At 46.0% G+C, this 13673-nt stretch carries 10 protein-coding genes; 4 read left to right on the top strand and 6 right to left on the bottom strand.

What is annotated here, in order from left to right:
- Positions 1-19: 19 nt before the first annotated feature.
- The 4 genes from OD355_RS05430 to OD355_RS05415 all read right to left on the bottom strand — a co-directional run bounded on the left by OD355_RS05430 (position 20) and on the right by OD355_RS05415 (position 7056).
- Positions 20-3709: a phosphoribosylformylglycinamidine synthase gene (locus OD355_RS05430; protein ID WP_263037445.1), complete on the bottom strand. Its 3690-nt coding sequence runs from the start codon at positions 3707-3709 to the stop codon at positions 20-22.
- A 65-nt stretch (positions 3710-3774) separates the two neighbouring features.
- The gene (locus tag OD355_RS05425; RefSeq protein WP_263037444.1) at positions 3775-4098 is read right to left on the bottom strand and encodes an MmcQ/YjbR family DNA-binding protein; all 324 of its coding nucleotides are present in this window, start codon (positions 4096-4098) and stop codon (positions 3775-3777) included.
- Positions 4099-4109: 11 nt separating this feature from the next.
- A complete protein-coding gene (locus OD355_RS05420; RefSeq protein ID WP_263037443.1) occupies positions 4110-5162 on the bottom strand; it encodes an RluA family pseudouridine synthase in 1053 nt (350 codons plus the stop codon).
- Between the two features lie 7 nt (positions 5163-5169).
- Entirely contained in the window at positions 5170-7056 is a 1887-nt protein-coding gene (locus OD355_RS05415) for a M1 family metallopeptidase (protein ID WP_263037442.1), read from the bottom strand.
- Between the two features lie 100 nt (positions 7057-7156).
- Here OD355_RS05415 and tsaE point away from each other — a divergent pair, with 100 nt between their 5' ends.
- Positions 7157-7570 carry a tRNA (adenosine(37)-N6)-threonylcarbamoyltransferase complex ATPase subunit type 1 TsaE gene (gene tsaE / locus OD355_RS05410; RefSeq protein WP_263037441.1) on the top strand — a complete coding sequence of 138 codons (414 nt, stop codon included), beginning with the start codon at positions 7157-7159 and terminating at the stop codon, positions 7568-7570.
- A 414-nt stretch (positions 7571-7984) separates the two neighbouring features.
- Here tsaE and rimM read toward each other — a convergent pair whose 3' ends face one another.
- Both rimM and gpmI read right to left on the bottom strand, forming a co-directional pair.
- Positions 7985-8506 (bottom strand): ribosome maturation factor RimM, encoded by a 522-nt coding sequence (gene rimM / locus OD355_RS05405; protein WP_263037440.1) that lies wholly within the window; start codon positions 8504-8506, stop codon positions 7985-7987.
- A 9-nt stretch (positions 8507-8515) separates the two neighbouring features.
- Entirely contained in the window at positions 8516-10045 is a 1530-nt protein-coding gene (gpmI, locus tag OD355_RS05400; RefSeq protein ID WP_263037439.1) for a 2,3-bisphosphoglycerate-independent phosphoglycerate mutase, read from the bottom strand.
- Between the two features lie 587 nt (positions 10046-10632).
- On the opposite strand from gpmI, the gene OD355_RS05395 reads away from it, so the two are divergent.
- The 3 genes from OD355_RS05395 (at position 10633) to kbl (ending at position 13650) form a co-directional block, all read left to right on the top strand.
- On the top strand, positions 10633-11040 hold the full coding sequence (locus tag OD355_RS05395) for a DUF4783 domain-containing protein (RefSeq protein WP_263037438.1): 408 nt from the start codon (positions 10633-10635) through the stop codon (positions 11038-11040).
- 58 nt (positions 11041-11098) lie between these two features.
- The gene (locus OD355_RS05390) at positions 11099-12370 is read left to right on the top strand and encodes a UDP-N-acetylmuramoyl-tripeptide--D-alanyl-D-alanine ligase (protein ID WP_263037437.1); all 1272 of its coding nucleotides are present in this window, start codon (positions 11099-11101) and stop codon (positions 12368-12370) included.
- An 89-nt stretch (positions 12371-12459) separates the two neighbouring features.
- Positions 12460-13650 carry a glycine C-acetyltransferase gene (gene kbl / locus OD355_RS05385; protein ID WP_263037436.1) on the top strand — a complete coding sequence of 397 codons (1191 nt, stop codon included), beginning with the start codon at positions 12460-12462 and terminating at the stop codon, positions 13648-13650.
- Positions 13651-13673 lie beyond the last annotated feature (23 nt).

The following is a 13673-nucleotide window of genomic DNA, read 5'->3' as shown; positions in this document are numbered from 1 at the left end:
GCCATTAAAGAGGCGCCGCCTACCTGAAATACTCCACCCCGTTCCTGAAAATATTGTGGTAATTGGCATCCGGAATGTTTTTCATGAGGCCTTTCGAGAAACGTTCGGTATGTCCCATTCTCCCGTAAATTTTTCCATCGAGCGAAGTGATGCCTTCAATTCCAAACAGTGAATTATTGGGGTTAAACGGCATGCCATGAGCGATATTTCCTTCTAAATCTACATACTGTGTGGCGATTTGGCCATTTTTGTACAGGCCGGCCAGCACAGCTTCCGAAGCCATAAAACGGCCTTCACCGTGCGAGATCGGTATGGTGAAGATGTGGTCTTTAGTGCCTTTCAGCCAAGGGGAATCGTCGTTAACTACCTTCACATGCACCATTTGCGAAATATGCCTTCCGATGGCGTTGTGAGCTAATGTCGGAGAATTTTCATCCAGGTCGCGGATTTCACCGTACGGCAGCAGCCCCGATTTTACCAGTGCCTGGAAGCCGTTGCAAATGCCGAGAATCATGCCGTCTCGAGATAAAAGCTCGTGCACAGCTTCTTTCATCCGTTCGTTTTTCAGCACATTCACGATGAATTTTGCCGAGCCGTCCGGTTCGTCACCGGCCGAAAATCCACCGGAAAACACAATGATCTGTGACTGTTTAATTTCATTGATCCACTGGCCGATACTCTCATTCAGCAGCCGGTTATTGAGGTTGATAAGCGGCAAACTGTTCACTTCTGCGCCTTCTTTGCGGAAGGCATTGATGGTTTCATATTCACAGTTGGTGCCCGGGAAAACGGGTGCAAAAACCCGTGGTTTCGCAATGCCGTGTTTTTTAAGGATGATGTTGCGAGGAACGGTTGCGTTTAGCTTTTCATCCATCTCAACCACGATTTTTTCTTTTTCTTTGGTCGGGAAAAGCTCTTCAAACGTGGCTTTGTTGATAGATTTAAGATCTGAGATCTGAAGTTTGAGATGATTGATGCTTAATTCCTTGCTGTCGTTTACGAAACCTATTTCCTGAAGCATATTACTTGAAAGTTCTTCCTGGGCTTCCATGATCAGGCTGCCAATATTTTTGCCGAGCAGCAGGTTTTCATCCAGAGAAATTTCCGCGCCCAATCCGTTCCCAAAGGCCATTTTGGCAATGGCCACAGCCACGCCGCCTTCTTTAACGGTTTTTACAGAAACTATTTTTTTCGATTTAATATTTTCATGAATGAACTCAAAGATTTTTTTCAGGCTTTCGTAATCCGGCAGCCCATTTTCTTTGGATTGATGGTTGAATAAATAAATCTTATTTCCGGCTTTTTTGAACTCGGGCGAAATTACATGGGCTTTCTCACCGTGGGCGCAGGCAAAAGAAATCAGGGTAGGAGGCACATTCAGGTCCTGGTAAGTTCCGCTCATGGAATCCTTGCCGCCGATGGCCGCCAGCTCCAGCTTCATCTGGGCATCGTATGCACCCAGCAAGGAAGCCAAAGGCTTGCCCCACTTCTGTGGGTTGGTTCCGAGCTTCTCGAAATATTCCTGGAAACTCAAACGTATATTTTTGTAATCGCCGCCCATGGCCACGATTTTGGCCACGCTTTCCACTACTGCGTTTGCGGCGCCGATCATTGAATTTTCCGACGACAGATCTGCATCATAGCCCCAACTGGCAAAAGAAACGGTTTCCACATGCTGGGAATCCAGGACCGGCAAGGTCTGCACGCTGCCCTCCATGAGGGTTTCCTGGTGTTTTCCGCCGAAAGGCATCGCTACCGTAGTGCCCCCCACGGATGCATCGAACATTTCGTGGAGGCCCTTTTGGGAAGCTACATTTTTATCGGCTAAAATATTTTTAAAATTTTCTTCTGTGAAGGGTATATGCTGATTTTTAATTTCATTTAAATGTGCAATTTCTGCCGACTGAGCTTTTGCGCAACCGTTGGTATCCAGAAAACTGCGGCTCAGGTCTACAATTTTATTGCCTTTCCAGAACATCTGCATCCTGCCGCTGCCGGTGACTTGGGCGATTTCAAAAGCATAAATATTTTCTTTCTGGCAGAATTGAATGAATTTTTCTTTATCCTCAGCAGCAACCACCACCGCCATACGTTCCTGCGACTCGGAGATCGCCAACTCAGTTCCGTTCAACCCTTCATATTTTAACGGCATTACATCCAGGTTAATTTCGATGCTTTCTGCAATCTCGCCAATGGCTACTGACACACCGCCGGCTCCGAAATCATTGGATTTTTTAATTAGCCTGGTAACTCCCGGGTTCCTGAACAGCCTTTGGATTTTACGCTCTTCCACCGCATTGCCCTTCTGTACTTCTGTGGAAAGCGTATGAATGGAAGTTTCGTCCTGCTCTTTGGAACTGCCGGTAGCGCCGCCCACGCCGTCTCTGCCTGTGGCGCCACCCAACACGATCACTACATCTCCGGCTTGGGGTTTTTCGCGCTTTACCCAGTCTTTAGGCACGGCGCCAACTACAAAACCAACTTCCATTCTTTTGGCTTTATAACCTTCGTGGTAGATTTCGCTAACTAATGTGGTGGCCAGGCCAATCTGGTTGCCATAGGAGGAATAGCCGTTGGCTGCCTGCTTCGTAATGGTGCGTTGAGGAAGTTTTCCCGGCAAGGTTTCAGCAATGGGTTCCAGCACATTGCCGGCGCCGGTTAAACGCATGGCCTGGTATACATAAGCCCGCCCGGACAAAGGGTCGCGTATGGCGCCGCCCAGGCAGGTGGAAGCGCCGCCAAAAGGCTCGATTTCGGTCGGGTGATTGTGGGTTTCATTCTTGAACAGCAGGTACCACGGTTGTTTCCTGCCGTCGTATGCTGCTTCAATTTCTACGGTGCAGGCATTGATCTCATCTGAAACCACCAGATTATCAAGCTTTCCGGTTTTGTGTAAATATTTGGCAGCAATAGTTCCCAGATCCATCAGGGAGACTGCCCTGTTTTCGCGGCCGAGGAATTTTCTTTTTTCCTGGTAATCGGCAAAAATTGTTTCTAAAGTTTCTTTATAAGGGCCATTGAATCTAATGTCTGTTAAAGCCGTTTCAAAAGTTGTGTGCCGGCAGTGGTCGCTCCAATAGGTGTCCAGAACTTTCAGTTCGGTTTCTGTAGGATTGCGGTTTTCGGATTTAAAATAATGCTGAATATGCTGCAGATCGTCCAGGTCAAAGGCGAAGCCATGTTTTTCGTAGAAATTTTTGAGTGCGCCGGCATTAAGATCTTTGAAACCCTCATGCGTAATTACCGGATGCGGCATTTCTTCTGCCGGGATTTCAAGCCGCGCTAAATCTTTCTCCTGGGATTCTACCTGGTTGATGAGCAGGTGCCTGATTTTCGCCAGATCATTTTCAAAAATGCCAAAAAGTTCGAAGAGCTTGCCGCTACGTACCCGGGCAGCGTTATTACCGGTTAGCAGGGCAATACACTGCTGTGCTGAATCGGCTCGCTGGTCGTATTGCCCGGGGAGATATTCTGTGGCGAAATGCAGTTCTTTAGCCGGGTTTTGCGGGTGAAGAATATCAGTCACCGGGTCTACAAATGTGCTGTTTACCACCTTTGAAAAATCCTCATCATTCAAGCCAAAAATATCGTAAACATTATAGATTTTTACGTCTCGGATATGCGGAACGATACTTTTGATTTCATTAAAAACCTTTGGACTTTCTACATCGAAAAGGCCTCTTTTTTCTACGAAAATTCTTTTGTTCATTTTTATAAGCAGGAGATACGGAAGCAAAAGTAAACATTAATCCCTGCATTGGAAAGTTGCACAGGCTATTTCTTGCCGCGCACCAGCCTGTATGAATTGCTGATCTGCTGTTTTAACAGTGCCCCGGGCAATTCACCATTCACGATCACCGTGTTCCAGTGCTTTTTGTTCATGTGCCATCCGGGGAGGATGGCTGCATATTTCTCGCGCAGCTCAATGGCTTCCTCCGGATCGCATTTTACATTGAAACGCAGCTCCTCACTGTCAAGCGACAGCAGCAGGAATATTTTTCCTTTAGTTTTAAAAACGAGTGTATCATCGCCGAAAGGGAATGACTCTTCTACTTCACCGAAGCTGAGGCAATAGGCTCTTATCTCTTCAATATGCATACATAAAAACTTTACTCTTCTTCCAGCGGTTTTACACGCACATATTTTCGCCATTTCTCGATTAGCTGCTGCATATCTTCAGGCAAAGCGGATTCAAAAAACATACGCTGCCCGGTGACAGGATGCTCAAAGCCTAATGTTTTTGCATGTAACGCACAGCGGGGACAAATAGCAAAACAATTTTCTACAAACTGTTTGTATTTGGCATAGATAGTGCCTTTCAGGATTTTATCACCCCCGTATTCCCAATCATTAAAAAGCGTATGGCCGATGGATTTCATGTGTACGCGTATCTGGTGGGTGCGCCCTGTTTCCAGCATGCATTCTACAACACTTACATAATTCAATCTTTCCAGCACGCGATAATGGGTAATGGCTGTCTTGCCTGTTTCCCCATCAGGATAAGTCGTAAACATTTTCCTGAAACGCTGGTGGCGCGCGATATTCACGTTGATGGTACCTTCATCTTCCTGCACATCGCCCCAAACAACTGCCAGGTATTTTCTGTCTACGGTATGGTTAAAAAACTGCTTAGCCAGGTGCACGGCAGCTTCGGGCGTTTTAGCAAGCAGTATCAGGCCGGTGGTATTTTTATCTATGCGGTGCACCATGCCGAAGCGCGGCAATGTATCTTCTGTAATGCCGGGATTGTGCTCCTTTAAATGCCAGGCCACACCGTTGAGCAAAGTGCCTGAATAATTGCCTACGCCCGGATGTACCACCATGTTATGCGGCTTGTTGATCACCAGCACGGCATCATCTTCATACACAATATCGAGCGGCATTTTTTCAGGTACAATCTCTGAATACTCCGGGTTTACCAGGCTCAGCAGCACCAGGTTGTCGCCCGGCTTTATTTTGTAATTGCTTTTTACCGGCTTTCCGTTCACCGTTAATAAACCAATATCTATGGCCTGTTGTATTTTATTTCGGGTAGCATTTTCGAGTCGTGCCTGCAACCATTTATCCACGCGCTTCGGCTCCTCCCCTTTATCTATGGTAAAGGTTTTACGCTCGTAAACTTCTTCGGTATTTTCTTCCGGTAAAATATCTTCTTCCTGCATCGTTTTACTATTTCATCCAAACATTATTTTCGGGATTTGCATCTGCAAATACGCCGTTGTCTATCGTTATTTTACTGATCGCCACATTTGGCTTCTGTACAAAAGAGATTTGTTTGTAGGTTAATTTATTGAATCCCCAGTGAGCTACATGTATTTCTTTAACTGCTGTGGTGCCATCGCTATAGTAGGCAATCACTTTGGCAGGAATGTAGAGCCCGCCAGGGTTTGAGACTTTTACCACACAATCTTTTTTACCGGTTTTTACTTCATCAATTTTTAAATCCATATAATGACTGGAGAAAAACCAGTTGTTCCAGAACCAGTTGAGGTTTTGTGCAGTTGCTGTATTAAAGCTATTGAAAAAATCCCAGGGAATGGGATGTTTGCCATGCCACAGCTTCATATAATGGTGCAATGCCTGCCTGAATTTTTCTTCGCCCAGCAGTGAATGTAAAGCAGCATAGGCGGCTACTGCTTTATTGTAGGAGTTTGCCCTGTACGCTTTGCCCGCAAGCTGAGAAGACATTGTAATTAGTGGCATATCCATCTCTGCTGATGCATCTGCATTCCAGCGTTTGATACGTGAGTTTGCCAGGATGCTGTCTCCCACCTGCTTTCCGAACAGCTCACAGGATAAGCGGTACGTAAAATATACTGCCCAGCCTTCATCCATAAAGGCATAGCGCGCTTCGTTAATACCCATATAAAAAGGAAAATACGTGTGCGACATTTCATGGTCCTGCAACATGCGTGCACTCAACAGATTGTTGGGCACTGTTTCATCATTTACCATCATAGGAAATTCCATATCGCCGTAGCCGTGAAAGGCAGTCATTTTCGGGTATGGATACGGCACAGCAGGCATTACATTTGAATAATAATGCAATGTCTGCTTTCCCCAAGCCACAGAATTGGTGAAGTCTGCAGCAGTAGCAGCGTAGGCAGCCTGCATGGAAGCGCGGCGTTTTGTATTTTTATCAACGATTGTGCTGCCGCCGTCCCAAACGTAATGATTGCTGATAGCGAACGTAAAATCCGTAATGTGGTTATAGCTAAACTTCCAGGTATTCCATTCATTTTGCCTGGTTACTTTGCCGCCGATCATTTCTTCGCGCGTGGCTATATGTACTACACTGTCAGAAACGTAAGAATCTTTCAACCGCGCAGCTATTGCCGGCTGCAGCACTTCATCCGGATTCAGGAAGTCGCCTGTGGCCCATACCACGTAGTTTGCAGGCACTTTTACCGCCACTTTATAATCATTGAAATCATTGTAAAACTCCTGTGCGCCGTTGTGTTCCAGCATATCCCAGCCGTCGCAATCATCATACACAGAAATGCGCGGGTAGCTGTAGGCAACAAAAAAAGTGGTACTGTCTATGCGGCCTTCCCTGCCGCTGAGCTCAGATAAGGGGTAATTCCATGCTATCTCTACATTCATTTTACTGCGGGGCATCAAAGCAGCTGTGAGCTTTATTTTTTCTACCGTACCCCAGTTGTCTGAATTTACTTTGTAAGGCTCGCCATTGATCTTTAAAGAAGTTATCTGCAAGCCCCGTGTAATAAATTGCATCGGCACGGTACTGCTCCGGGCAACATTGGGCTTGTGCATGTTGTTTACAAATCTTAGGGCTAATTCATACAGGGTATCAGGGCTGTTATTAGAATAACTGATCGTCTCAAACCCTTGCACCATGCCGTTTTCAGGGGTTACGGTTACCTGCATGTCATAAACACCTTTATTCTGCCAATAGTTTTTCCCGGGTGCGCCCGTCATGGAACGGGTGCCATGGAGATAAGCTTTTTTCACATTACGCGGCATATACAATTCCTGCGCCTGCATTACCGTGACAAACAAACAACCGAAGAACAAGCTGAAAATATTTTTGTACATGAATCTGGTTTAAGCAATAAAATTAATGATTTTTATACAATAGCTGAAAGAGCTGGTAGTTTCTGTCAATTGATTTTATTACTTTTGATAATAAATATTTGTGGAAATAACTTTTACCCATACAGACATCGCCGCGGCCGCGGCCGCATTTTTCAAAGCCTTTCAAAACCGGCGCTACTGGGCGTTTGACGCGCCAATGGGCGCGGGCAAAACCACTTTCATCAATGCGCTTTGCAGGGAAGTATTGCATATAAAAGATGTGTCGTCGAGCCCTACTTTTTCAATCATCAACGAATATGAAAGTGAAGCCTGCGGCAAGATCATTCACATGGACTGGTACCGTTTAAAAGATGAAGAGGAAGCGATACAAGCAGGTGTGGAAGACGCGCTGTACGCAGGCGCATTATGCCTGATAGAATGGCCCGAAAAGGCAGCAGGCCTGCTACCCGATGAAACGCTCTACCTGCACATTGACATCGTGGATGAACATACCCGCAAAATCACTGCGGAATAAATAACAGCAACTTGCGAAACACCAAAGGGTGGATGTTTTTGCTGACATTTTTTACCATACAGCATCTATATGCCTTCACATGGCGCCGGCTTCTCCCGTAGCTTCTAAGGTATGGAAGTACCATCACTTGGCGTAAGGCACCCCTGCTGCAACATAAAACCACAAAAGCGAGAAAACTCTCTTCGCGGCAATAAAGATTTGCCGGCAACCTGGCTGTGCAATTAGTTTATTTTTCACAGGTGTAAATAAAGAAACATCTTCATAAAGCTACATGCTCCTGCAATAGGCTGATATAATTGCATTAAAAAAAGCAACACTACTTAAGTTGTTGCTTTTCTAATATTGTAAGGCAGTACAATAATTTAAATCAATCATATCCGTATGCAAAGTAAGGTATAAAATCCTATTTCCCAATTAATTTTCCAAATAAATCTCTAACAAACCATCGGGAAGTATTACCCGCACTTCTTTGGTTTTCCTGTCAACGGCCTCCAAAGTGCCTGCATGCAGGGGCACAAGTACTTCTTTGTTTTTAAAATTAGTTTTTAGCAGCACCTGGTGCGGCTGCTCTATCACTTCTTCCACGGTTCCCAACAGATCCTGCCTGTTATAGATTTTATAGCCGAGCAATGAAATGGGTGCATTCTTATCTGCAATACGGTTAAAATCGGCTTCGGTGATCCACACATTTTTTTTAATAAGCCTGTGCGCACTTTCCTTAGAGTCTGTCCCTTCCAGCTTTACCTGTGTCTGCTCGGCATCACGCGCGGTGGCGGATGAGATGAAATGGGGTATGTAAGAATTTTTGACCTGCTCCACAAACAGGGCCTTCACGTCTTTAAAATTGTTGCGGCTGCCCAGGCTGTGCACAACCACTACGTCGCCGTGCACGCCGTGCGATGCCACAATTCTTCCTATATGGATATATTCTGTCATTAATTACCATTAATCTACCAATACCTCGCCCGTCATTTCCATCGGCGCTTCTATACCCATCACTTTCAATATGGATGGTGCAATATCGGCCAGCTTGCCTGGTTTCAGCCGGGTAGTATGGTAAGTATTGCTGATAAAGAACAAGGGTACCGGGTTCATGGAATGCTGTGTATTGGGCGAACCGTCTTCATTCACCATATTATCTGCATTGCCATGGTCGGCAGTCAGGAAGATGGAGTAGCCGTGCGCCAGGGCTTCAGGTACAATGGCTGCCACGCAGCTATCCACGGTTTCTGCGGCTTTTACTACGGCTGAAAATACGCCTGTATGGCCCACCATGTCTGTGTTTGCAAAATTCAGGCAGATAAAATCGGCTGATTCTTTCTGAATTTCAGGGATGATCTTGTCTCTCAGTTCAAAAGCGCTCATTTCAGGCTGCAGGTCATAGGTGGCCACTTTTGGTGAAGCTGCCATAATCCTTTCCTCGCCCATGAAAGGCAGCTCGCGGCCGCCGCTGAAGAAGAAAGTGACGTGCGGATACTTTTCTGTTTCTGCTATGCGTATCTGCTTTTTGCCGGCAGCGTGCAGCACCTCGCCGAGCGTATTGTGCAGGTTATCATTTTCAAACATCACCTTCACATTGAGGAAAGTAGCATCGTACTCTGTCATAGTGGTATAATCGAGCTTCAGCCTGTGCATATCAAACTCGGGGAAGTCTACCTGGCAAAGCGCCATGGTGATTTCGCGGCACCTGTCTGTACGGAAATTGGCGCAAAGCACCACATCGCCATCCTTGATCCTGGCTTTAGGATCGTTGGCCAACGCGGCATTGATAATGGGTTTGATGAACTCATCAGTAACACCGTTTTCGTAGGACTGCTCTATTGATTTCAGCAGGTCGTGGCTTTGCTCACCGGCGCCGTTTACCAGCGCATCGTAGGCCAGCTTTACACGCTCCCAGCGTTTATCCCTGTCCATGGCGTAATAACGGCCGGTAATGCTGGCGATTTTCCCAACGCCTGCGGCATTCATATAGTCCTGTAATTCGCCAATAAAGCCAAGGCCACTTTTAGGGTCACAGTCTCTTCCGTCTGTAAAGGCATGTACATACACGTCTGCCAGGCCCTGCTCCTTGCACACATCTATCACGGCTTTAAAATGGTCAATGTGGCTGTGTACACCGCCATCGCTTACAAGTCCGATGATGTGAAAAGGTTTTGATGTGGCTTTTGCCGTATTGATAGCCTGCAACAATACCTGGTTCTGATGAAATGAACGGTCGCGAATGGCTACGTTGATGCGTTGCAGCTCCTGATACACGATCCTGCCGGCACCCAGGTTCAGGTGCCCAACCTCGCTGTTGCCCATTTGCCCCTCTGGCAGGCCTACGGCTTCTCCGCAGGTAACCAGCGTAGAATTCGGATATTTTTCATAAAGGCTGTCTGTAAAAGGTGTGTTAGCTTGTTTAATTGCATCGCCGTTAGGATTTTGTCCCAGTCCCCATCCATCCATAATGATGAGCATTGCTTTGTTATTCATGTGTGTATTTTTTATTTTTTCTTTATGGTCACATGGAATAGCCATTATTCATTAACTGTTGGTATGCAACTTTGCTTATGGCTATTTCATGTGTGTATTTATTTATTTTTCAGTTGCCACATGGAATAACCAGCTTTTTAGATTCAATACTCATTCGGTTGGTATAGATTCCTAATTTTTATGGTTATTTCATGTGTGTATTTATTTTTTCCGCACCAAAAATCTTCACCACGATGTGTGCGGCTGCTCTCTTATTTCTATTGACGCGGTTTTTGGGCCGCAGCTGATCACAGTGCAAAATTACGGCTTTTTAATGTTGTACCCATAGATTTTAACGAACAAAAATGCATTTTTGTTCGTTTTTTGCAAATTTTATTACTTGTTAATCATTGGTTATTTTCTTTACCTACGCAGCTCGTAACTACTTCTTTTAGAATAAGTTATAGTTAGTAAAATTTATATCTTCCAACAACTACCGGATATTATATGAAAATCCATAAATTTGGCGTAAAAATTGTTCAGTTTTTTAGTTAATCTACAATAGAAGAATTAAGCATGATGTTGAAATGAAGAACTTAATTATAATTTTGGCTTTATTATTTGTTAGTTTGCTGCAAACACCACTGCTTGCTGTCAATGATAAGAGCGAAACTGATGCAGCATTTTACACACCCAGCGTGGTAAATATTGATATCATCCAGGCATTAAAAGAGGCCGACGTAAATAAAATAAGCAGGTATTTCAGTGATGTAATAGATTTTAAACTGCCTGAAAGGGATGAGATGAGGAGTGTGAGCCGCTCACAGGCTTCCATTACCCTGAAGACGTTTTTTGATTCGGAGAAAATTTCCGGTTTCAACCTGATCTCACAGAGAGAGCTGGGGTCTACCAAGTATATTGCAGGAAAATTGCAGGGCACCAGGGATTATAACATCACCCTTATGATTAAGGAAAGCGGCGGCAGGGACAATATTATTACAGTCAGGATAAATTAATATTTATAAACACCTTTAAAAACAGCAATTGGTCAATATCAATTGCTATTTTTGTTATATGATTTCCACAGGCGATTTATACCAGGTGTACCTGCAGCATCCTACCGTACAGACAGATACCAGAAAGTTGCAACCAGGCGATGTTTTCTTTGCCCTGAAGGGGCCAAACTTCAATGCCAACGCATTTGCCCACGATGCACTGAATGCAGGCGCCGCTTACGTGGTAGCTGATGAACTTACAGGCGCACCGCATGACAGGATTTTACTGGTAGAAGATGTGCTGAGCAGTCTGCAGGAACTTGCACTTCACCACCGCCGCACTTTCGACATTCCTTTTATAGCCATTACGGGCAGCAACGGCAAAACCACTACCAAAGAGCTTATACATACCGTGCTCAGCTCAAAATATATTACATATACTACTGAGGGCAACCTCAACAACCACATCGGGATACCGCTGACTTTGCTGAAAATTAAAAAAGATGCCGAAATAGCTGTAATAGAAATGGGCGCTAACCACCTGAAAGAGATAGAAGCCTATTGCAGATACGTACTGCCCACGCATGGCATTATTACCAACTGCGGTAAGGCGCACCTGGAAGGCTTCGGCAGCCCGGAAGGTGTAAGGAAAGCCAAAGGGGAATTGTTTGATTTTCTTCGCGGCAATAACGGCACGGCTTTTATTTTTGATGATTATGACTACCTGCACGAGATGTCTGCCGGTATTGAAAAAATTATTCCCTACGGAATTCATAAAGGGTTTGTAAGCGGCAACGTTGCTCACAACAAGCCGTATATAGCCGTACAGATCAAAGATGGACCGATGATAGAAACGCAACTGGTAGGAGACTACAACCTGCCCAACATACTTTGCGCAGCAGCAGTCGGTAAATATTTTCACATCCCCCAGGATGTAGTGGCAGCAGCTATTGCAGGCTACACACCTTCGAACAGCCGCTCGCAACTGGTGGAGCAGGGAACCAATAAAATTATCTTTGACGCCTACAATGCCAACCCTTCCAGCATGATGGCAGCCATAGAAAATATGGCCGGCATTGAATCCGGCAGAAAAGTATTAGTGCTGGGCGCCATGAAAGAAATGGGCGCAGACAGCATAGCCGAACACCAGCAGCTGGTGGACCAGATAGCACAATACAAGTGGAAGCACGTAGCACTCGTGGGCGGCGACTTTGCAAAAACCGGCCACAACTTCCTGTATTTCCCCACACCGGAAGAGGCTGGCAAGTGGCTGCGCGCGCAACAACTCCAGGACGCTTACATCCTGATAAAAGGCTCACGCGGCATTGCCATGGAAAAAGTATTAGGTTAAAAACGATTGTGCACTGGAAACAGCGTTTTCCACAGAATAATTTACTTACTTTTATAAGCCAATTATCACATATTCTAAATCTGAAATACATGAATGAGCATTTTGTAAAACGCATCAGCGAAGAGCTGGAAGATATAGCCCAAGCCGGCCTGTTTAAGAAAGAAAGATTGATTGAAAGCCCGCAAGGCGCGGAAATACAGGTAAACGGGCAAACGCTGCTGAACTTTTGTGCCAACAACTACCTTGGACTTTCCAATAACCCGCAGGCTATAGCAGCTTCTCAGAAAACGCTGGAAGAAAGAGGCTACGGTCTTTCCAGCGTGCGCTTCATTTGCGGCACACAGGATATACACAAAGAACTGGAAAGAAAAATATCTGCCTTCTTAGGCACGGAAGATACCATTTTGTATGCTGCCTGCTTCGATGCCAATGGCGGTGTGTTTGAGCCCCTGTTTGGCGAAGCAGATGCCATCATCAGCGATGAGCTGAACCATGCTTCGATCATTGACGGGGTGCGGCTGTGTAAAGCACAGCGTTACCGCTATAAGCACAATGATATGGAAGACCTGGAAGCCAAGCTGCTGGACAGCGCTCACCTGCGCAGCCGCATCATTGTTACCGACGGCTCCTTCTCTATGGACGGCACCATTGCCCAGCTGGACAAAATTGTAGATCTGGCAGAAAAATACGATGCCGTGGTTATGGTAGACGACAGCCACTCTACAGGCTTTCTTGGCAAAACCGGCCGCGGCACCCACGAACATTGCGGCGTGATGGGTAAGATAGACATTATTACCGGCACACTGGGCAAAGCCCTTGGAGGCGCAAGCGGCGGCTTCACCTCCGGCAGGAAAGAGATCATTGAAATGCTGCGCCAGCGCAGCCGTCCTTATTTGTTCTCCAACACCCTGGCCCCGGCCATTACGGGAGGCTCCATCGCCATCCTGGATATGCTAAGCGAAACAACCGAGCTGCGCGACAAGCTGGAATACAACACCGCCTACTTCCGCGAAAAGATGACCGCAGCAGGCTTCGACATCAAGCCCGGCATACACCCCATTGTACCTGTAATGCTCTATGATGCTGTGATTGCACAGAACTTTGCTGCAGCCCTGCAACAGGAAGGCATCTTCGTGACCGGCTTCTTCTACCCGGTGGTGCCCAAAGACAAGGCCCGCATTCGTGTACAGCTCAGCGCCGCCCACGAGCAACACCACCTGGACAAAGCCATTGCGGCGTTCATTAAGGTGGGCAATGAGCTGGGCGTGCTGAAGCCTTAAAATATACTTGATTTGATCCACCC

Source organism: Haoranjiania flava (genome assembly GCF_025631005.1).
Lineage (GTDB): Bacteria > Bacteroidota > Bacteroidia > Chitinophagales > Chitinophagaceae > Haoranjiania > Haoranjiania flava.
The sequence above is the reverse complement of the archived record's forward strand: the minus strand, read 5'-3'. Positions and strand labels throughout refer to the sequence as shown.